This is a genomic window from Kribbella sp. C-35 (assembly GCF_046549195.1).
Lineage (GTDB): Bacteria > Actinomycetota > Actinomycetes > Propionibacteriales > Kribbellaceae > Kribbella.
Window position 1 is genome coordinate 19,937 of the sequence record NZ_JAJPWG010000008.1, and the last position, 19,772, is coordinate 39,708.

General features: G+C 66.4%; 19 protein-coding genes. 11 read left to right on the plus strand and 8 right to left on the minus strand.

Features of this window, described 5'->3' with window-relative positions:
- Window positions 1–22 precede the first annotated feature (22 nt).
- From ACLJOO_RS39690 to ACLJOO_RS39710, 5 genes are read right to left on the minus strand one after another with little or no spacing between them, the layout of a single operon-like run.
- Window positions 23–976 (minus strand): PDR/VanB family oxidoreductase, encoded by a 954-nt coding sequence (locus ACLJOO_RS39690; protein ID WP_410793154.1) that lies wholly within the window; start codon window positions 974–976, stop codon window positions 23–25.
- A 19-nt stretch (window positions 977–995) separates the two neighbouring features.
- On the minus strand, window positions 996–1,442 hold the full coding sequence (locus ACLJOO_RS39695; protein WP_410793156.1) for a Rieske (2Fe-2S) protein: 447 nt from the start codon (window positions 1,440–1,442) through the stop codon (window positions 996–998).
- 28 nt (window positions 1,443–1,470) lie between these two features.
- Window positions 1,471–2,313 carry a carbohydrate ABC transporter permease gene (locus ACLJOO_RS39700; protein WP_410793158.1) on the minus strand — a complete coding sequence of 281 codons (843 nt, stop codon included), beginning with the start codon at window positions 2,311–2,313 and terminating at the stop codon, window positions 1,471–1,473.
- Window positions 2,310–3,251, minus strand: a complete 942-nt coding sequence (locus ACLJOO_RS39705; RefSeq protein WP_410793160.1) for a carbohydrate ABC transporter permease — start codon at window positions 3,249–3,251, stop codon at window positions 2,310–2,312. The genes ACLJOO_RS39700 and ACLJOO_RS39705 overlap by 4 nt, the downstream gene beginning before the upstream one ends.
- Window positions 3,248–4,651, minus strand: a complete 1,404-nt coding sequence (locus ACLJOO_RS39710) for an extracellular solute-binding protein (protein WP_410793162.1) — start codon at window positions 4,649–4,651, stop codon at window positions 3,248–3,250. The genes ACLJOO_RS39705 and ACLJOO_RS39710 overlap by 4 nt, the downstream gene beginning before the upstream one ends.
- Before the next feature lie 307 nt (window positions 4,652–4,958).
- Between ACLJOO_RS39710 and ACLJOO_RS39715 the strand changes: the two genes are divergently transcribed.
- Complete coding sequence (locus tag ACLJOO_RS39715) at window positions 4,959–5,720, plus strand: IclR family transcriptional regulator (protein WP_410793164.1); 762 nt, start codon at window positions 4,959–4,961, stop codon at window positions 5,718–5,720.
- A gap of 106 nt (window positions 5,721–5,826) precedes the next feature.
- On the opposite strand, the gene ACLJOO_RS39720 is transcribed toward ACLJOO_RS39715, so the two are convergent.
- Complete coding sequence (locus tag ACLJOO_RS39720) at window positions 5,827–6,795, minus strand: hydantoinase B/oxoprolinase family protein (RefSeq protein WP_410793166.1); 969 nt, start codon at window positions 6,793–6,795, stop codon at window positions 5,827–5,829.
- Between ACLJOO_RS39720 and ACLJOO_RS39725 the strand changes: the two genes are divergently transcribed.
- On the plus strand, window positions 6,794–7,783 hold the full coding sequence (locus ACLJOO_RS39725; RefSeq protein ID WP_410793168.1) for a LacI family DNA-binding transcriptional regulator: 990 nt from the start codon (window positions 6,794–6,796) through the stop codon (window positions 7,781–7,783). The two genes, ACLJOO_RS39720 and ACLJOO_RS39725, sit on opposite strands and share 2 nt — an antisense overlap.
- Window positions 7,784–7,805: 22 nt before the next feature.
- On the opposite strand, the gene ACLJOO_RS39730 is transcribed toward ACLJOO_RS39725, so the two are convergent.
- Window positions 7,806–8,603, minus strand: a complete 798-nt coding sequence (locus ACLJOO_RS39730) for a 6-phosphogluconolactonase (RefSeq protein ID WP_410793170.1) — start codon at window positions 8,601–8,603, stop codon at window positions 7,806–7,808.
- A 127-nt stretch (window positions 8,604–8,730) separates the two neighbouring features.
- On the opposite strand from ACLJOO_RS39730, the gene melA reads away from it, so the two are divergent.
- Genes melA through ACLJOO_RS39750 form a run of 4 tightly spaced genes read left to right on the plus strand, consistent with a single transcriptional unit; the run spans window position 8,731 to window position 13,207 of the window.
- Entirely contained in the window at window positions 8,731–10,071 is a 1,341-nt protein-coding gene (melA, locus tag ACLJOO_RS39735; protein WP_410793172.1) for an alpha-galactosidase, read from the plus strand.
- A gap of 32 nt (window positions 10,072–10,103) precedes the next feature.
- Complete coding sequence (locus tag ACLJOO_RS39740) at window positions 10,104–11,417, plus strand: ABC transporter substrate-binding protein (protein ID WP_410793173.1); 1,314 nt, start codon at window positions 10,104–10,106, stop codon at window positions 11,415–11,417.
- Window positions 11,414–12,364 carry a carbohydrate ABC transporter permease gene (locus ACLJOO_RS39745; RefSeq protein WP_410793174.1) on the plus strand — a complete coding sequence of 317 codons (951 nt, stop codon included), beginning with the start codon at window positions 11,414–11,416 and terminating at the stop codon, window positions 12,362–12,364. The genes ACLJOO_RS39740 and ACLJOO_RS39745 overlap by 4 nt, the downstream gene beginning before the upstream one ends.
- On the plus strand, window positions 12,365–13,207 hold the full coding sequence (locus tag ACLJOO_RS39750) for a carbohydrate ABC transporter permease (protein WP_410793175.1): 843 nt from the start codon (window positions 12,365–12,367) through the stop codon (window positions 13,205–13,207).
- Between the two features lie 25 nt (window positions 13,208–13,232).
- Here ACLJOO_RS39750 and ACLJOO_RS39755 read toward each other — a convergent pair whose 3' ends face one another.
- Window positions 13,233–13,988, minus strand: a complete 756-nt coding sequence (locus ACLJOO_RS39755) for a DeoR/GlpR family DNA-binding transcription regulator (RefSeq protein WP_410793176.1) — start codon at window positions 13,986–13,988, stop codon at window positions 13,233–13,235.
- A 160-nt stretch (window positions 13,989–14,148) separates the two neighbouring features.
- Here ACLJOO_RS39755 and ACLJOO_RS39760 point away from each other — a divergent pair, with 160 nt between their 5' ends.
- From ACLJOO_RS39760 to ACLJOO_RS39780, 5 genes are read left to right on the plus strand one after another with little or no spacing between them, the layout of a single operon-like run.
- A complete protein-coding gene (locus ACLJOO_RS39760) occupies window positions 14,149–15,501 on the plus strand; it encodes an ABC transporter substrate-binding protein (protein ID WP_410793178.1) in 1,353 nt (450 codons plus the stop codon).
- Window positions 15,498–16,436: a carbohydrate ABC transporter permease gene (locus tag ACLJOO_RS39765; RefSeq protein ID WP_410793179.1), complete on the plus strand. Its 939-nt coding sequence runs from the start codon at window positions 15,498–15,500 to the stop codon at window positions 16,434–16,436. The genes ACLJOO_RS39760 and ACLJOO_RS39765 overlap by 4 nt, the downstream gene beginning before the upstream one ends.
- A complete protein-coding gene (locus ACLJOO_RS39770) occupies window positions 16,433–17,269 on the plus strand; it encodes a carbohydrate ABC transporter permease (RefSeq protein ID WP_410793180.1) in 837 nt (278 codons plus the stop codon). The genes ACLJOO_RS39765 and ACLJOO_RS39770 overlap by 4 nt, the downstream gene beginning before the upstream one ends.
- Before the next feature lie 11 nt (window positions 17,270–17,280).
- Window positions 17,281–18,645 (plus strand): hypothetical protein, encoded by a 1,365-nt coding sequence (locus ACLJOO_RS39775; RefSeq protein WP_410793182.1) that lies wholly within the window; start codon window positions 17,281–17,283, stop codon window positions 18,643–18,645.
- A complete protein-coding gene (locus tag ACLJOO_RS39780; RefSeq protein ID WP_410793184.1) occupies window positions 18,642–19,769 on the plus strand; it encodes an SIS domain-containing protein in 1,128 nt (375 codons plus the stop codon). The genes ACLJOO_RS39775 and ACLJOO_RS39780 overlap by 4 nt, the downstream gene beginning before the upstream one ends.
- Window positions 19,770–19,772 lie beyond the last annotated feature (3 nt).

The window sequence follows — 19,772 nt, forward strand, 5'->3', positions numbered from 1 at the left end:
CACCTTCGTGGTTGGTAGGAATTCACAGGTCGAGGACCAATCGGGCGGACAGCGCGCGGGAGACGCAGATCATCATCGTGTCGTTCGCCGCGCGCTCGTCCTCGTCGAGGACGGAGTCCCGATGGTCCGGAACGCCTTCCAGTACGGATGTTCGGCAGGTCCCGCAGGTGCCCTCTTCGCAGTTGGACAGGACGTAGATACCCGCCTCGTCGACGACCTCGAGGATGGACTTGTCGGGCGGTACGACCAGGACTTCGTCACTGTCGACCAGTTCGATCTCGAAGGAGGTGTTGGGAACGACCTCGGTCAGAGGTCTCGGCGCGAACCGCTCCACCTGCAGCGCTCCGTGGGGCCAGTGCGCGCTCTTCGCCTCGACGGCCGCGATCAGCGGTTCGGGGCCGCAGCAGTAGATCAAGGTCCCGGGCTGTGGTTCGGCGAGGAGCTGGTCCAGTTCGATCAAGCCGCGACGGTCCTGCGGCCATTCGATGACGCGCGCGGCATCGAACCGCCCGACGTCGTCCCGGTACGCCATCGACGCTTCAGTGCGACCGCCGTACACCAGGTGCCAGTCGGCACCTCCCGCGTGGGCGGCGGCGATCATGGGGATGATCGGGGTGATTCCGATCCCACCGGCGATGAAGAGGTACCGCGGGGACTCGTGCAGCGGGAAGTGGTTGCGTGGCCCGGTAGCCGTCAGCACGTCGCCGGCCTGTACGCGCTCGCACAAGGCGGCGGAGCCACCGCGGCTCTCGGGCTCGCGCAGCACGGCGATGCGCCACTGGCTGCGATCGTCGGGATCGCCACACAGCGAGTACTGGCGTACGAGCCCGGGATGAAGGTGTACGTCGATATGGCTCCCCGGGGTCCACGACGGCAGTTCCGAGGAGTCGTCGGCGACGAGCACCAGTTCGGTCACGCCGGACGAGACCTGCTGGTGGGACCTCACCCGCAACGTCAGGGTCGCTTCGCGCAGCACCTCCGCTCCCCCGGGCGCGTCAGATATTGACAATGACATAGTCGCGGTCGACCTCGACCTCGTACGTTTCTCCGGAGTACGGCCCAGGCTGGAATCCGGCCGCGGACAGTTCCGGATTCTTGGCCAGGGACTCACCGGATTCCACCCCGGTCGGATACGCCTTGACCTTGGTCTTCGCGGGATCGAACCATGACTGCCCGGTGGCGATCTCGAACTCCCAGCCGTGCCAGGGACAGCGGATGATTTCGCCACGCATGATGTACTCGTACTTCCCGGGCTTGTCCGAACGGACCAGTCCCGACGTCACGCCTTCACACATCGGTCCGCCGCCGTGCGGGCACTGGTTGCGGATCGCGTAGTAGTTGCCCTTGACGTTGAAGACGCCGATCGACCGCTTCGCGATCTCGACCACCTTCCGGTGACCGGGTGGAATCTCGTCGACCGTCGCCACCACGTACTTCGTCACGCTGTCTCCTTGTCCTCGACAGTGCTTGTCACTTGATTCCGGTCATCGAGATCCCGCGGGTGAAGTACTTCTGCGCGAAGACGAAGACCAGGACGGTCGGGATGATCGCGAGCGTCGCTCCGGCCATCAGCGGGCCGTACTGGGTACTGTCCTGCGTCTGGAAGAACGCCAGCCCGACCGGGACGGTGAACTTGTTGACGTCACTGAGGTAGACCAACGGGCCGAAGAAGTCGTTCCAGACGTTGACGAAGGTCAGCACCGCGAGGGTGGCCAGGGCCGGCTTCGACAGCGGCAGGATGATGCTCACGAAGATGCGGAAGTGGCTCGCACCGTCGACGAGGGCGGCTTCGTCGTACTCCTTGGGGATGGTCAGGAAGAACTGCCGGAGCAGGAAGGTGCCGAACGTGTTGGCGACGATCGGCGGGATGATCAACGGGAAGTGGGTGTCGATCAGACCGGCCTTGACGTACGCCGAGTACAGCGGCAGCACCATCAGCATGTCCGGGATCATCAGCGAGGCGAGCAGCAACCCGAAGGCGGCGTCCCGCCCGCGGAACTGCAGTCGCGCGAAGCCGTACGCGCCGAGCGCACAGACGAACAGCCGGCCGATGATCACCAGCACCGTGATGTAGGCGCTGTTCCCGAGGAAACGGATGAAGGGCAGGACGCCGTTGTTGATCAGGTACGCGTAGTTCTCGCCGGTGAACGGGTGCGGGATCAGGCTCGGGGTCAGGCTGATCACGTCGCCCGGCTCCTTGAAGGAGCTCGACAGCATCCACAGGAACGGGCCGATGGCAAGCAACGCCACCACGACGCAGACGACGTAGGTCGCCGTCGATGCCACGATCCGGCGCGGTCGGCGTCGCGTCATTGGTAGAACACCCACCTCTTCGAAAGCCGGTTCTGGATCCAGGTGACCGCGAGAAGCACAGCGAAGAGCACGATCGCCAGTGCCGAGGCGTAACCCATCCGTCGCAGCGTGAACGCCTCGTACCAGAGGTGGTAGATATAGACGTACGTGCCGTCGCCCGGTCCGCCACCGGTCATCACCAGGATGAGCGCGAAGACCTGGAACGAGCCGATCGTCTGCAGGATCAGCAACAGGAAGATCGTCGGCGTGAGGAACGGCAGCGTCACGTGGAAGAATCGTGAGAACCGGCCGGCTCCGTCGAGGACCGCCGCTTCGATCAACGTCTCCGGAACGCCTTGCAGGCCGGCCAGAACGATGATCATGTTGAAGCCCATGTTCGCCCAGATCGCCGTGACGATCACTGCGGCCATGGCCGATCCGGGTTCACCCAGCCAATGCGGTCCGGTGATGCCGAACTGCGCCAGGACCGCATTGATGACGCCGTACTGATCGCTGAACACCCACCTGCTGACAACGCCGACGGCGACCAGAGAGGTCACGTACGGCAGGAAGATCAGCGCCCGGATGACCGCCATCCCCCGGAGCCGGTTGTTGACCAGCAGGGCAAGGGCGATCCCGATGATGATGCCGACCGGAACGTACCCGACCGTGTAGATTGCCGTGTTGAGCAAGCTCTTGCCGAACAGCGGATCATGCCCGGCGAACATCTCCCGGTAGTTGGCCACGCCGGTGAACTTCGGTGCCGCCAGGCCGTCCCAGTCGGTGAAGCTCGTCGCCAGCGTCGGCAGGACCGGAATGATGTTGAAGATCAGTGTCCCGAGGACGACCGGACCGATGAACATCCAGCCGCGGAGGTTGCGGCGCCTCGATCGGCGGCCCGGCTCGCGCTTGTCGGCTGCCTCGAGGACCGGCGTCTGGATCGTCTGTGCGGTGGTCACTTCGTCGCGACCTTCAGGTCGGGATCGGTGAGCGCTCCTCCCTTCTCGAGCAACTCCTTGCCCTTGTTCCCGTTCCAGCTGCGCTTCTTGATCTCGGCGTTGACTGCGTCCCGTCCGCGCTTGATGTAGTCAGCGGTGGCGAGTTTGCCGCTCATCAGGTTGTTTGCGTTGGTGCCTTCGACGAAGGAGTCGGCGAGCACAGTCCCGATCGGCCCGCGCGGGAACGGGATGTCGACCGTGTGGCCGCCGGCCTCACCCAGCGTTTCGGCCCAGACGGTCGCGGTCTTCGGCCGCGGATGGTCGGTGAACGCGGCGCTCTTGGCGACCTCGGTCAGCGCCGGTACGGCGAACTGTGCCTTGGCCATGACCTCCGACGCGGCCTTGCCGCACAGTGCCGTCATCGCCAGGAAGGCGGCCTGCGGATCCTTCGCGGTCTTCGGGATGACCCAGGTCCGGGCGTAGTTCTTCGTCATCGCGAACTGCGGCGTCTTGGGCCAAGGCATCACGTCCCAGTCGACGTCCTTGCTGATCTGCGCGCTGACGTCCATGGCCTGCCAGGTCATCGCGAGCTTTCCCGCATTGAACAAGGGCAGGAACTCCACGTCGACGGTGGGTGCATGACCGTCGCGGATGTAGGAGATCTGCTTGTCGATCGCGTCCGCGGTATCCGGCTTGCCGTAACCGCACTCGGTCTGGTTGTTGTAGAGCGCGGTGTCACCAGCACCGTACGCCGTGGCCTGGACCGTGTTGACCGCGTACTGCAGACCGTAGATGTCGGTCCGACTTCCGTTCTTCTTCGTCAGCTTCTTGACGGCTGCGTCGAATTCGTCCCAGCTCCACGCATCGGACCACGACGTCGGCGCCGTGAGCCCGGCATCGGCGAACAACTTCTTGTTGTAATAGAGCGCATTGGCACTCATGCCGGGCGTGATGGAGAACTGGTACCCCTCCACGGCGACCTTGGTCGTGAATGTCGGGCTGTACTTGGAGAGATCGAACCCCAGGCCGGCGTCCTGCATCATCTTGTCCAGTTGCAGGATCTTGCCGTTCGTCGCCAGGTCGTACACCCGGTCGTCGTCGATGCGCTGCAGATCAGCCGCCGTACCGGATGCGAACTGCAGCATGACGCTCGCCCAGTCGTCGCCAGGGGCGGGCTTCCACACGATCTTGATCTTGTGCTCGTCGAGGCTCTCCTGCTGAGCAGCCGCGATCATGTCCTTGAACATCTTCTGCGTTGTGGGATCACCGACGGAACTGAAGGTGACCTCTGTCCAGCCGGCCGGCGTACCGGACGACTGCGATCCGCAGGCGATCAACGAGTTGCCGGCGACGCCGGCGGCGGCCAGCCCAAGGCCCCCTCGGAGCAATCGGCGGCGGGTGAGCAACGAGCCGGAGGTCATGGTGATCGTCTCCCTTGACAGGCGGGTTCGCCCGGCGCAGGCCCCCGAAGTCTGCGCAACACCAGCTCTCTACACCGATGTACTACGCGGCGACCGATAGCTGTGGGCTGTTGATCTGGGGGTGTGTCCCAAGTGTTTGCCTACCGAACCAAGGTGTCAACACTATGCGGAATATTAATTCCATTATCCGGAACCTCTAGCACTGACATCAGCTGTGGTCCAGTGCCAATTCGCCGCGGAAGGACCACCTATGCTTGCTACAGGCAAGTCCCGACCGGGGTCAGTGGTCGCAACGACAGAGAGCAGGATGGTGGACAACAGGGCGTCGGGAAGTGTCCAATCCGTCGAACGGGCCTTCCACCTTCTCGAGCTACTGGCCGCCAGCGGCGATTCGTCGCTGACCGAGCTCTCGGCCGCGATCGCTGTCCCGGCTCCGACCACGCACCGGTTCCTGAAAACGCTGGTCTCACTCGGCTACGTACGCCAGCTGCCGAACCGCCGCTACGGGCTCGGGCTCAGACTGGCGACGCTGGCGGGCCGGGTCGACTCGCAGTTCGGCCCGATCGTGAAACCGCACCTGGACACGCTCGCCCGGGAGATCGGCGAATCGGCGAACCTGGCGATCCTGGAAGGCAACATGGTCGTCTACATCGCCCAGTCCCCTTCCCCGCATGCGATGCGGATGTTCACCGAGGTCGGGCACCGCACGCACACTCATTCGACGGGTGTCGGCAAAGCGATCCTCGCCGGACTGGCCGACGACCAGGTAGCCCGCATCATGAGCAAGGTCGGTATGCCGGCCGCGACCGAGCGCAGCATCACCGACCCGGCAAAGCTCCGCACCGAACTGAACCGGATCCGCCGCACGGGCTACGCGAGGGACAACGGCGAACAGGAGGTCGGCGTCGTCTGCTATGCCGTCCGGATCCCCGATGTCCCGGTCTCGATGGCGATCTCTGTCTCCGGGCCGGCCTTCCGGATGACGCCAGAACTCGGCAAGGCCGCGGTCCCACTGCTGATCAGCGAGGCACAAGCGATCTCGGAAGAATTGCTCGGCGTCCTGAACTGACCCCGGCGGCCCAGGCGCTCACCATGGAGCACCCGGACGGCTGCCAGGTCGAACTCGCCGTCTATGCCCGGAGGCACTCCAGTCCGCGAACCCCGAGTTAGGTCGATCAACCCAACTGGAGGGCGCTGTCGGCGGCTCGGACATCGCCATGGCCGCCGGTCTGGCTCAGCGCTGCACCGGTCCAGAGGTACCGCGGCGAAGGCAACAACCCCTCGGCGATCGCCCGGGCGAGTCCGGCATCTCCACCGCAGGGGTCCCGCACGGTGGTGAATCCGCGGGAGAGCGCTCCGGTCAGCCGCCGGGCAGCAACCAGTGCCACATAGCTGAGCGGGGCAGATTCGAGCTTCAGTAGATCCAGATCGATGCCGTAGGCGTGGCAGTGCGCGTCGATGAGGCCGGGCAGCACGGTGCGACCTCGCGCATCAAGTACCTGGTCGGTCTCTCGAGGCGGTCCACCGATGGCCGTGATACGACCGTCTTCGATGTGCACGGATCCCTCGAGCAGGTCGTCCGAGATGCCGTCGAAGCCGACGGCTTCGTTGGTTGCCTCCAGCCACTGCTCGCCGGTGCGCGGATTGACCCCGAGCCCCATCATCGAGCAGACGTCACCACCCGAACAGGCCGGGACCCGATCGGGCATCCCCTGCGCGAGCGCCTTGAGCACCACCTCACCACCGAGCAGACCTGTCCAGAGCGTGAAGGTCGGCATCGGCGGTACGGCATGCACCACCGAGCCGGGCTCGGTGACGATCCGCAGCGGCCGGAAGTTGCCTGCGACAACTGGTGAGTCCGGAGTGGTGAGTGCCTTGAACACGAGGCTGCAGAAAGCCGCGGTCTGGCCGACTGATCCGCCTTGTACACCTCGCAGGACGCCCGGAAATCTGGCACACCTAATCCATAGGAGGAGTCTGACGCGATGTGCAGCGGGATTACATGTCGCCCACGTGCCCGACGAAGAGCACCTGGAGTGCGAGAATCGAGGCGCAACAGCTGGATCGCGGACAGCCCGGTATACTGCAAGCGGTTGCTGCAACCGCAGCACGGTCGTCCTTCGAAGGGGTTCAAGGAGCGGCATGGCTGTCACTCTCGCTGACGTCGCGGCTGCGGCGGGGCTGTCGGGTTCCACCGTTTCCCGGGCGCTCTCCGCCCCCGAAAAGGTCAACGCGACGACCCGCGAGCGGGTCGAGCGGATCGCGCGAGAGATGGGGTACGTCCCCAACCACAGCGCGCGGTCGCTGACGGCGGGCCGCACCGACCTGATCGGGCTGATGGTGCCGGACATCGCCAATCCGTTCTTCCCGCCGATCATCAAAGCGGTGCAGGCGCGCAGCATTCAGCATGGCAGGACAGTGCTGATCGCCGACGTCGACGAGCGCCCCGCAGACGAGCTGCCGCGGGCCCGGACGATGCGCCGGCAGGTCGACGGCCTCATCATCGCCTCGCCCCGCACCCCCGACGACATGATGGACGAGCTGCTCGCGCTCGGTCCGGTGGTCTTCGTGAACCGGGCCGTCCCGGGCGCGGCGAGTGTCGTCATCGACGAAGCAGGCGGGATGGAGCAGGCGGTCGAGCACCTCGCCGCCCTCGGGCATCGCGCCATCGCCTACCTCAACGGACCCAAGCGTTCCTGGTCGAACACCCAGCGCCGCGGCGCTGTCCTGGCAGCGAGCGCCCGGCTCGGCCTCGATCTCGTGGAGCTTGGACCATTCGAGGCGCAGGTCCAGTCCGGCGTCCATGCCGCAGACCTGGTGATCGCGCGCGGAATCACCGGAGTGATCGCGTACGACGATCTCATCGCCCTCGGCGTGATGGCGCGACTGACCGAGCGGGGGGTCCGAACCGGAGCAGACATCAGTGTCATCGGGGTGGACGACAGCCCGATGTCGGCGATGGCGTATCCGACGTTGACCTCCGTGCACGTTCCTGGCGACGCCGCCGGCTCCGAGGCGGTCGATGCGCTGCTTGCGATCATCGAGGACCGGCAGGTCGAGGACGACGAGCACGTCGTCCTCGACTCCCGGCTGATCGTGCGTAGTTCCACCGGCCCTGCGCGCACCGTCTGATACTGCCCAGCAGGGCCAGGGTTCAGCGACGCTCGGTCGTTACCGTCGAGTCGGTGCGGTCCAGCAGCGACGCCGAGGCAGGCTCGAGCAGCAGGACGGCGTTGGGCGATCGGCGCAAGATCGTCGCCGGGCAGTGCGGACCGATCTCCTCGACCAGCGTTGCGCGCACCGCGCCCGCCTTGCGGCTCTCCGGGACGCACACCTGGACTTGATCCGCCGACAGCAGCGCCGGAATCGTCAGCGAGATCGCCTGCTCGGGTACGTCGTCCAGGGACGCGAAATGACCTTCATCGACCTGCTGACGCCTCGACTCCGGCGTCAGCGTGACCACCCGGGCCCACCGCGGGTCGTCGAAGTCGGCGTCGAAGGGCTCGTTGAAGGCCAGGTGACCGTTCTCTCCGATGCCCATGCAGACAAGATCGAGCGGCGCTGAACGGAGCTCGCGCTCGTAGCGGTCCGCCTCCGCCTGCGGATCGCCGGCGCCACTGAGGTAATGCACCCGCGCCGGCGAGAACCGCCGCTCGATACGGTTCCGGATCCACAGCTGGAAGCTGGCGGGATGCTGGTCGTCGATCCCGACGTACTCGTCCATGTGAAAGACCTCGACCTGGCCCCAGGGGATCTCCTCATCGGCCAGGGCGTCGGTGAACGCGTACTGCGAGTTCCCGGTCGCGATCACGACGCGAGCCCGCCCGCGTGCCTCCACCGCGGTCCTGAGGACCTGGGCGGCCCGGCCGGCGGCGGCCGCCCCCATCGCGCCTTCGCTGGCGTGGATCTCGACCGCCAGGTCCTCGGCCGTGAAGCGGGTGTCGATCGTCATGGGTGCCTCTCCGATTTCTACGAGTAGTCGCAGCAAGCTATTGCAAGCGCATGCAGCATATGCACTATTGTTGCAGCAATCACTATCACAGGTCGGCAGGATCGATCACCCACTCGAGGAGCAGTTGATGGCTCGCATTGTGTTCATCGGGGCAGGCAGCGTCGTCTTCACCCGCCAGCTCGTCGCGGATCTGCTGAGCTTTCCGGATCTGCCGGAACTGGACCTCGTCCTCCACGACATCAACCCGGCGCGCCTGGACGTAGCCCGCGGTACGGCCGAACAGCTCGCTGCCCGCACCGGTCGCCCGCTCCGGATCACTGCTGCGGCGGACCGCCGTACCGCCCTGGACGGTGCCGACTTCGTGGTGAACATGGTCCAGGTGGGCGGTGTCGACGCGAGTCGCGTCGATCTCGAGCTCCCGAACGAGTTCGGGCTGCGCCAGACGATCGGCGACACCACCGGCATCGGTGGCGTGTTCCGCGCCCTGCGGACGTTCCCCGTCCTGTCGGGGATCGCCAGAGACATGCGCGCAGTCTGTCCGGAGGCGTTGTTCCTCAACTACACCAACCCGATGGCGATGAACATCTGGTGGCTGGCGACCGTCGCGCCGGACCTGCGAACCGCGGGCCTGTGCCACAGCGTGTTCTGGACCGTCCACGATCTCTGCGCGCTGATCGGCGTACCGCTCGAAGGCACCCGGTTCCGGGCGGCAGGCGTCAACCATCAGTCGTGGCTCTACGAGTGGAGCCGGGACGGCGCCGACCTCTACCCGCAGCTGCGGGAGAAGCTCGCGGCGGACCCGGAGCTCGAGCGCCGGGTGCGGGTGGAGATGTTCCGCCGGATCGGCTACTACCCGACCGAGACGAGCGAGCACAGCGCCGAGTACCTGTCCTGGTTCCTGCGCTCCGACGAGCAGATCGAGCGCTTCCGGCTGCGGCCGATGCAGCATCTCGACACCGACCGGCGCAACCTGGCCGAGTTCCACGCGGCCCAGCAGGCGCTTGCCGAGGGTCGGGACCTGGAGCTCGAGGACGAGGGCGGTGCCGCGGAGTACGCACCGCAGGTCATCCATTCCGTTGTCACCGGCACCGAGCGCGAGATCCACGTGAATGTCCCCAACCGCAGCCTCATCTCGAACCTGCCCCAGGGCGCGGTCGTCGAGGTCCCGGCCACTGTGGACAGGTCGGGGATCGCGCCGATCGCTGTCGGTGCGATCCCGGTCCAGGGGGCAGTACACAACCGGACGTACCTATCCGTGGCGGAGCTCGCCGTGGAAGCCGCGCTGACCGGGTCGCGGGAGCTGGTGCTGCAGGCGATGCTCGTCGACCCGAACGCCAGCTCCACGCTCACACCTGACCGGCTCGCCGCGCTCGTCGACGAGCTGTTCAAGGTCCATCAGGACCTGCTGCCGTCAACGTTGGGCGGCGGCGTGGAGCTCGATCTGTCCGACGTACCGAACTGCAGCTGAGTCACGACGCCCCGACCTCGAAGGAGCTTGTTATGAAGCGTCGCACCACTCTTTCCGTCGTCACGGCACTCGTGACGCTTGGTCTGGCCGGGCTGACCGCCTGCGGATCAAGCGGCCAGGGTGCAGGCAGCCTGGACAAGGACGCGAAGGTCTCGCTCACCATGTGGACAGGGCAGACCGAGAACTCGGAGAAGATCCTCGAAGGACTGGCCGCCGAGTTCCAGAAGGCCCATCCGAACGTCTCGATCGACGTGTCCCCCGGAGCCTCCAGCACCGACGACCTGCTGCAGAAACTGTCCGCCGGGTTCGTCGGCAACAGCTACCCGGACATCTCCTACGCCTACGGAAGCTGGGCGAGTGAGCTGGAGGCGTCCGGCCGTACCCTCGACATCACCGACCGCGTCGCCGAGCCCGACGTCAAGTGGAGCGAGTTCCCCGAAGGCGCCCGTCTCACCGCCCGGCCGACCGGCAAGAAGACGATCGGTTTCCCGGCGATCGTCGACAACCTCACCTTGCTCTACAACAAGACGGTCTTCGACGCGGCCGGCGTGCCCTACCCCACCGACCAGTGGACCTGGGACGATCTCCGGGCCGCCGCGAAGAAGCTCACCAACCCCGCGACGAGCACCTACGGCTACGCCTACTCGGTGTCCGGTGCCGAGAACACCGTCTGGAAGATGTGGCCGCAGCTCTGGCAGAACGGCGGTGAGATCCTCAGCCCGGACCAGAAGACCGCCGCGTTCGACTCCGATGCCGGCGTCAAGGCGCTGACCTTCCTGCGGGACATGGCCGTCACCGACAAGTCCGTGTATCTCGATCAGACCGACACCAAGTACGAGCAGCTGTTCCGGAACAACCGGATCGGCATGATGGCCTCCGGACCATGGGTGCTCTACGACCTCAAGACAGCGAAGACGAAGTACGGCGTGACGCTGCTCCCGGGGACGAACGGCGATCACCAGACCGCGTCCGGCCCCGACCTCTGGGCGCTGTTCGACCACCACGACAAGAACCGCGAGTACTGGGCCTACGAGTTCGCCAACTGGCTGACCTCGGCGGCGCAGGACGAGCGCTGGAATGTGGCCGTCGGCAACTTGCCGCTGCGTTCCTCCGAGGTTGGCTCGGCAGCCTTCAAGACCCAGGTCAAGACGTACCCCGGCCTGGACATCATGGCGGCGAACGGCGCCAATGCGAAGAAGGTCCGGCCGACCGTCTCCGGCTACGTGGGGCTGTCGCAGGCAATCGGCACGGCCATCTCCGAGGTGCTGCAGGGACGGGCCGAGCCGAAGCCGGCCCTGGAGAAGGCCGCCGCCAAGGCGAACACCGCGCTCGAGGCCGCGCGATGACCACCACGGAGCTGTCGCCCGCCGCCACTGCGTCGTCAAAGGCTGATCAACCGGATCGCTCCGGACGTCGGCACGACCGGCGGCGGGCTGCTCTCACAGGTTGGCTCTTCGTCGGCCCGGCAACGCTGATCGTTCTCGGGCTCTCGATCTTTCCGGCCGGTTGGGCGTTCGTGCTCTCGTTGGAGAAGTGGAACGGTTTCAGCGCACCCGAGTTCGTGGGCGGCAAGAACTACAGCCGGCTCATCACGGACGCCGAGTTCGCCGACGCCGTACTGCACACGATCATCTACACGGCGATGTTCGTCCCGATGTCGGTCCTCGCCGGGCTGTTCCTGGCGGTAGCGCTCAACCGGAGAATTCGCTGCATCGGGATCTACCGCACTGCGATCTTCGTACCCTTCGTAGCCTCGGCGGCCGCCACGGGCATCCTGTCGACCTACCTGTTCAATCCGCAGTACGGCCTGGTCAACAACGTGCTCCAGAGGCTCGGGCTGCCCGCTCAGGGCTGGCTCGAGGATCCGGCCCAGGCGATGGTCGTGATCGCGATCATGTCGTTGTGGGGTCAGGCCGCGTTCACCACGGTCATTTACCTGGCTGCACTGCAGGACGTACCGGGCGAGCTCATCGAGGCCGCGCGGGTCGACGGCGCCGGCAGCTGGCAGACGTTCTGGCGAGTGATCTGGCCGCAGCTCCGGCCGGTGACCGTCTTCGTCACCATCTGGCAGACGATCGGCGCTATCCAACTGTTCGACCTCGTCTACACGACGACTCGTGGCGGTCCGTTGAACGCCACCAGGACGATCGTCTACTTCCTGTGGGACAAGGCCTTCAGGTCTCTCGACTTCGGCTACGGCTCGGCGGCGGCGTACGTGCTGTTCGCGATCACGCTGCTGACCACGATCGGGGTCGTCGTCTACTCCCGGCGGAAGAACATGGAGGCGTTCTAGGTGACCGTTGACACAACCTCAAAGGCCCCGAAGTCACGTCCGTCCGGCTGGCACCTGTTGCTGGCGCCGGTGGCTCTGCTGTTCCTGCTGCCGTTCCTGCAGATGTTCCTCGCATCGGTGTCGCCGGCGGCCGAGCTGCTCAAGTTCCCGCCGCCGATCATCCCGTCACGGATCGACTTCAGCGGGTTCGTGACCTTGTTCACCGAGTCGGATGCGCTGCTGTGGCTGGGCAACACCGTGCTGGTGGCAACGTCGGCGATCGTGTCCCATCTGGTCCTGTGCTCGCTGGCCGGGTACGGATTCGCGCGGCTGGCGTTTCGGGGGCGAACCGTCGGTATCTTCATGATCCTCGCAACGATCATGATTCCCACCCAGCTGCTGATGATCCCGACGTACCTCCTCTTCTCGCGGCTGCGGCTGATCGACAGCCTCGGCGCCGCCATCGTGCCCTGGCTCTCGTCAGCGTTCGGGATCTTCCTGATGCGGCAGTTCTTCCTGTCGCTGCCGAAGGAGCTCGAGGAGTCCGGTCTGATCGACGGTGCGAATCGCTGGCAGGTCTTCTCCCGTATCGTGCTCCCGCTGGCGAAACCCGCGCTCGCGACCCTGGCGATCTTCACGCTGCTCGGCTCGTGGAACGACCTGGTCTGGCCGCTGATCGCGATCAACAACCACCACGCCTTCACCCTGCAGCTCGGCCTGGCGAACTTCCAGGGCACCCGCCGGACCGAGTGGTCCTTGCTGATGGCCGGCAACGTCGTCGCCACGTTGCCCCTCATCCTCTTCTTCCTGATCGCCCAGAAACAGTTCGTCGCCACCATGACCCTCTCCGGCCTCAAGGGCTGACCCGGGCACAGCAACCGAGCCGGCTTCAGACCGTTGTCACGTGAACTCCGGTTCGGCGGAGGGCGGCCAGCTGGTCGGGGTGGGCGCCTCGGTCGGTGATGATGTCCGTGACGCCGGAGAGCAGGCTGATGCGGGCGAAGGTCACCCGACCGATCTTCGAGCTGTCGGCGATCACGACGCTGCGGCGAGCCCGGCGCAGGAACGCCAGATCCGTCTGCGCCTCCATCTCGTCGTACGTCGTGCAGCCTTCTTCCGGTGTCAGGCCGTCCACCCCGATGAAGGCGATGTCGAGGTGGTACTTGGCGAGCATCGCCTCCGCGGCCGGGCCGACCAGCTCGTAGGTCGAACGCGCAATACCGCCGATCAGGACGAGCCGGATCCCGGCGTGGCCGACGAGCTCGGACGCGATGTTGATCGCGTTCGTCACGACGGTGATCCCGCGCCGCTGCGCCAAGGCGCGGGACAGCTCGAGGGCGGTGGTGCCGCCGGTCATGCCGACGACCGCGCCGTCCGCGACCAGCGCGGCGCCCGCCCTCCCGATGCTGCGCTTCTCCAGCTGCCGCATCGCAGCCTTCACGCGGGTCGGCTTCTCGTCTCCGGCTTCGTTGGACACCGCTCCGCCGTGGGTGCGAACCAGCAACTGGTTGCGGCTGAGCGCCTGGAGATCGCGGCGAATGGTCGCGCCCGAGACACCCAGCGCCGCAGCCAGCGCGGCGACGTCCACCGTGCCTTGCCTGCCGACCTGATCGAGGATCTCGCTCAACCGCTCCGACTTCCGCACAGCGGCACTGTACAAGATGCGCACGAACTGCGCGTTTGCTCAAGTTCCTGCGCATGTATACGAAATCCTTGACCGTTAGTTTTCTTTCAAACTACCTTCGCATCACATTCGCGCATTGAGCAGTGCGCAACTGCGCACCGCGCAAACCCTTGGAGCAACCATGCTGAGGAGCACACGCCGCCGGACCGGTCGCGCCCGGTGGAGCACCGGGCTACTGGCCGGAATCGCGAGTCTGAGCCTTGTCGTCGCGGGCTGCGGCGGATCGGGTGACAAGCAGAGCAGTGGCGGATCGACCCAGACCTCCGGCGTCACGATCACTGTCGCACTCGCCTCGGACGCCCCGCCGAAGGCGGCGCTGGACGCGTTCACCCAGCAGACCGGCATCGCCGTCAACTGGGTGAACATCGACTGGGACAGCCTGCAGAACAAGATCTCGGCGGCGGCCACCGCGAAGACGTACTTCGCCGACGCCACCAACGTCGACTGGTCCCGGGTCGGGCAGCTCGGCAAGCTCGGCTGGTTCTACCCGATGGACTCCTACGTCGACACGAAGGCGATGCAGGCCGACGTACCGCAGCTTGCCTCGTTCACCGTCGACGGGCACGTCGTCGGCATCCCGTACGACGCCTCCTTCATGGTCACAACCGTGAACACGGAGCTGTTCCAGAAAGCCGGCGTCAACCCGGCCCCGCGGACCATGGACGAGTACACGACCGCGCTGAAGACCATCAAGGCCAAGGGCGTGGCGGACCACCCGCTGAACATCCCGTTCGCCGCGGCGGAAGGACTGTCGACCTACTGGTACGAGACGACCGGCGCCTTCGGCGGAACGGTCCTCGACAAGGACGGCAAGCCGCAGTTCACCAGCCCCGACTCGGCCGGCTACAAGGCCGCCGACTGGATGGTGAACGCGCTGAAGTCCGGGCTCGTCCCGCCCGGCAACATCAACGTCACCGACTCGCAGGGCATGCAGAATCTGATGGCCAGGGGTCAGGTCGCGAGCACCTTCTCGGACTACTCCGGCAACGTCGGCACCCTGTACAACATCAAGAAGTCCTCCTCGGTGGTCGGCAAGGTGAAGTACATCGCCACTCCGGGCGCCTCGGGCCCGGCCGCGAACCTCAGCAACCCCGACGGCATCGGGATCGCGAAGCAGGCCAAGTACCCGAACGCCGCGGCGAAGTTCATCGAGTGGTTCACCGCCACCGAGCAGCAGGCCGACTTCGCCGGCGTGAACGGTCCGGAGAAGACGTTCGCGACGTACCCGATCCCGTCGCACCTGTCGGCGGTCAAGCAGATGACCGCGAAGGGCAACCTCATCGGCGGCGCGGAGCTGGTGCCGATGCTGCAGGGATCGAAGCCGGTCTTCGAGGGCGGCGCCCCGTCCTGGTACCCGAAGTTCTCCAACGCGGTCTACACCAACCTGCACGCCGCCGCCACCGGCTCGATGTCGGTCGAGCAGGCGATGAAGACGATCGGCGACACCGCCAACCAGTTGGCGTCCGGGTCGTGACCGTGACCTCCACCACGGCCGAAGTCAAGACGGCCGGACCGGCGCCGGGCATCGATCCGGTACGGCGGTCCCGCGTCGATCTGCTGCCCTACCTGCTGGTCGCGCCGGTGATGATCTTCATCGCCTTCCTGGCGCTGGTTCCGGCCGTGTTCACGATCGTGCAGTCCTTCTACAAGGTCGACGCCCTGGACCCGCCCACCAGGTTCGACGGACTGGGCAATTTCGTCCGGCTCGCCAAGGACCACGCCGTCATCGGCAGCCTCGGCAACACCGCGCTGTACGTCGTGATCGGTGTGACCCTGTCCACCCTGATCGGCATCGCGGCCGCGGTGGTGCTGCAGCGGCCGTTCCGGGGCCGGAGCCTGGTGATCGCCATCCTGATCCTGCCCTGGGCTATGCCCGGGGTGGTCGAGGGCATCCTCTGGACCGGCATCTTCGATCCGAACGCGGGCCTGATCAACAGCGTCCTGTCGTCGTTGCACCTCAGCGACGGCAACGCCGTACTGCTCGGCCAGAACCGGCTGCTCACGATCGCCCTGATCGAGCTGGTCCAGGTCTGGCAGATCGCGCCGCTGTCCGTCCTGCTGATTCTGGCCGTCCTGCAGCTCATCCCCAGCGAGCTCTACGAGGCGGCCCAGATCGACGGCTGTTCGGCGTGGGGCGCGTTCCGCCGGATCACGCTGCCATTGGCCAGGCCCGGGATCGCGGTCACCATGGTGCAGGCGGTGATCGCCACGCTCAACGTCTTCGACCAGCCCTACGTGCTGAACGGCGCGGCCAACACCGGTGCCTCGGTGACCATGCAGACCTACTTCATCAGCTTCCAGGACCTCGACTTCGGCAAGGGGTACGCGCTGTCCCTGCTGATCACCGTCGTCACCCTGCTCGTCTCGCTGGTCGTCGTCCGCCTCGTCTACCGGAGGGTCGAACTATGACGAAGCGACGTACCGGCCTGCGTGGCCTTGGGGTCGCACTCCTGCTCATCTGGTCGCTCGGACCGGTGTACTGGGCGATCAAGACCAGTCTGCAGACCGAGACCGACGCCCGCGCACGGCCCGCGCACTATCTTCCGACGAACGCCACGCTGCAGAACTACAGCACGCTCCTCTCCGGAGACAGCGACATTCCGGCGCAGGTCCGGCGGTCGGCCGTCAACATCGTCGTCGAGTGCGGCGCGGCGACCATCGTGACCGTGGTGCTCGCCACGCTCGCGGCGTACGCGTTCGCCCGGATGCGGTTCCGCGGCCGGAACGTTCTCTTCTACGCGGTGCTGGCCACGATGGCGTTCCCGGCGTACACGACGCTGATTCCGCTGTACCGGATCATGAGCACCTTCGGTCTGGTGAACACCTACACCGGCATCGTGCTCGTCTACGTGTCAGGATTCTTGCCGTTGGCAACATGGATTCTGCACAACTACTTCGCCAGTCTGCCCGACGGGATCGAGGAGGCCGGGCTCGTCGACGGCGCCCGGCGGCTCCAGGTGCTGTGGCACCTGCTGCTGCCGCTGGCTCGGCCGGGCATCATCTCGACCGCGCTGATCACGTTCTTGTTCGCCTGGGGCCAGTTCCTGTTCCCGCTCGTGCTGTCCAGTGACCTGTCGACTCAGCCACTGACCGTCGTCATCGCTGCTCTCCAAGGCCGGCACGTGGTGCCGTCGACGCTGCTGAACGCCGCGGGCGTCCTCGCGATCGTCGTCCCCGCGGCCCTGGCCCTGGCATTCAACCGCTACATCGTCAACGGCCTGCTGGCCGGCAGCACCAAGTGAAGGGGAAATCCGTGAGCGACAACTCCATCGTCCTGATCGGCGCCGGCAGCACCGTGTTCACTCCCGGCTTGATGACCGATCTCGCGGCGTCGCGGACGTTCGACGGCTGGACGGTTCACCTCGTCGATCTGAACGGCGAGGCCGCGGAGACCATGGCCAAGGTCGGACGCCGGATCGCGACGGAGCGCGGCGCCGACCTCACGTTCGTTCCGCACGTCGACCGGCGGGATGCCTTGCCGCACGCCCGGTTCGTCACGACGACGATCGCCGTCGGTGCCGCGGCCGGCTGGCGCGCCGACGTCGAGGTACCGGCGAAGTACGGCATCGCCCAGACCGTCGGCGACAGCGTCGGGCCGGGCGGGGTACTGCGGGCTTTGCGGCACGTGCCCGAACTCGTGGCGATCGCCCGCGACGTCGCCGACCTCGCGCCTGAGGCACAGCTGATCAACTACTCCAACCCACTCACGGCGAACGTCCGCGCAATCACGGCCGAAACCGGACTCCAAGCGGTTGGCCTGTGTCACGGCACCATGCACACCCTCGCCAAGCTGACCGCCGATCTGGGGTACGGCCGCGGCGAGCTCAGCGCGATCTTTGCCGGTTTGAACCACCTCTGCTGGCTGCTCGACCTGCGCCGTGGCACCGAGGACGTGTACCCGCAGCTGCGCCGTCTCGTCGCAGAACGCGCCGGGGACATCGACGCGCCGTCGACCGGCGAGGAAGGTGTCCACCTCGCGGTCTCGGCAGATCTGCTGAGGACGTTCGGCCGCTACCCAGCGCCGGGTGACCGGCACGTCGCCGAGTTCTTCGGCGGGTACCTGCGAGCCGCTGACGGCAGCCCGGCCGACGAGACCAACCTGCCCTGGGGCCTGCAGGGCGGCCGCGACGCGACAATGCGGTACATCGGCCAGAAGGACGACCTGTGGGAGCAGTTGCACGCCCAAGCGGACGGTAAGGCCCCGCTCCCCCGCACCGACAACCAGGAGGCAGAACGCCTGGTGGGAATCGCCGAAGCCATCGTCACCGGCAAGGACCACGTCGAGCTGGCGGTCAACGTGCCGAACGAGGGCAAGATCCCGAACCTCCCGTCGACAGCCGTCGTCGAGGTGCCGGCGGTCGTCGGCGCCGACGGCATCATCGGCCTCGGCGTCGGACCGCTGCCCGACGGCATCGCCGCCGTACTGTCCGCACGCGCACAGCAGCAGGAGATTACCGTCCAGGCGGCGCTGACCGGCGACCGCGCGCTCGCTCTGCAAGCGCTGGCCCTCGACCCACTCGTCAACGGCCTCACCGTTGCCACCGGCATCCTCGACGACGCGATCGACGCGCACGGTCCGCTGCTCGACCGGTTCGCCTCGGCAAAGAAGTCCGCATGACCGACACGACCACCCAGCAGGAGGTTCTGCAGCAACCCGCGGTCTGGCGCGAAGTAGCCGCGATACTGGCGGCCAAGTCGACCCAGGTGAACGAGTTCCTCAGGCCGGTGCTCGCACTGCCGGACCTGCGGATCGTCCTGACCGGTGCCGGCACCTCGGCGTTCGCCGGCCAGATCCTGGCTCCGGCGCTGTCGAGAAACCTGCGCCGCCGCGTCGAGGCGATCGCCACCACCGACATCGTGTCGAGCCCGCGGGAGATCTTCGCCGAGGACGTACCCACTCTGCTGGTCTCGTTCGCCAGATCCGGCGACAGCCCCGAGAGCGTGGCTGCCACGGAGCTGGCGGACACCTGCTTGCGATCGGTGCATCAGCTGGTCATCACGTGCAACGCCGACGGGCACCTCGCGCGGACGCACGCGGACGACCCGTCGTCGCTCGTGCTGTTGATGCCTCCGGCAACCAATGACCGGGGTTTCGCGATGACGTCGAGCTTCACCTCGATGCTGCTGACCGCCTGGCTGGTGCTGTCGCCCGATCCGGATCTCGCGCTCGCCGACCGGCTCGCCGCCACCGCCGAGCAGATCCTCTCCCGCGCCGGCGAACTGGCGACGTACACCACGCGCCGCTACGACCGGATCGTCTATCTCGGCAGTGGCCCGCTGGCCGGCCTCGCCCGCGAGTCGGCCCTGAAACTTCTCGAGCTCACCGCCGGGAAGATCGTCAGCTACTACGACACCCCGCTCGGCTTCCGGCACGGTCCGAAAGCGGTGCTGGAGGAACGCACCCTCGCGGTCGTCTACCTGTCCAACGATCCCTACACCCGGCAGTACGACCAGGACATCGCGCGCGAGCTCCGCACCGCGATCGACGCCGGCGACGTGCTGGTCGTCGACGCCCAACCGAGCGACCAGGACACCATCCTGCAGATCGACGGTGTGGCCGACGTGAGCGACGCGGTACTCGCTCTGCCGTACGTCGTGATCGCGCAGTTGCTCGCGCTGCGATTCTCGGTGGCTCTCGGCCGGACACCCGACAACCCGTTCCCTGACGGCGAGGTGAACCGCGTCGTCCAGGGCGTGACCATCCACCCGCTGCAGCCCGTGAACAGGGGACCACTCGAGTGAGGT

Coding starts and splice junctions, on each gene's coding strand:
- ACLJOO_RS39700 (WP_410793158.1), bottom strand. CDS start 2,313: ATGACGCGACGCCGACCGCGCCGGATCGTGGCATCGACGGCGACCTAC.
- ACLJOO_RS39710 (WP_410793162.1), bottom strand. CDS start 4,651: ATGACCTCCGGCTCGTTGCTCACCCGCCGCCGATTGCTCCGAGGGGGC.
- ACLJOO_RS39715 (WP_410793164.1), top strand. CDS start 4,959: ATGGTGGACAACAGGGCGTCGGGAAGTGTCCAATCCGTCGAACGGGCC.
- ACLJOO_RS39725 (WP_410793168.1), top strand. CDS start 6,794: ATGGCTGTCACTCTCGCTGACGTCGCGGCTGCGGCGGGGCTGTCGGGT.
- ACLJOO_RS39720 (WP_410793166.1), bottom strand. CDS start 6,795: ATGCCGCTCCTTGAACCCCTTCGAAGGACGACCGTGCTGCGGTTGCAG.
- ACLJOO_RS39730 (WP_410793170.1), bottom strand. CDS start 8,603: ATGACGATCGACACCCGCTTCACGGCCGAGGACCTGGCGGTCGAGATC.
- melA (WP_410793172.1), top strand. CDS start 8,731: ATGGCTCGCATTGTGTTCATCGGGGCAGGCAGCGTCGTCTTCACCCGC.
- ACLJOO_RS39740 (WP_410793173.1), top strand. CDS start 10,104: ATGAAGCGTCGCACCACTCTTTCCGTCGTCACGGCACTCGTGACGCTT.
- ACLJOO_RS39745 (WP_410793174.1), top strand. CDS start 11,414: ATGACCACCACGGAGCTGTCGCCCGCCGCCACTGCGTCGTCAAAGGCT.
- ACLJOO_RS39760 (WP_410793178.1), top strand. CDS start 14,149: ATGCTGAGGAGCACACGCCGCCGGACCGGTCGCGCCCGGTGGAGCACC.
- ACLJOO_RS39770 (WP_410793180.1), top strand. CDS start 16,433: ATGACGAAGCGACGTACCGGCCTGCGTGGCCTTGGGGTCGCACTCCTG.
- ACLJOO_RS39780 (WP_410793184.1), top strand. CDS start 18,642: ATGACCGACACGACCACCCAGCAGGAGGTTCTGCAGCAACCCGCGGTC.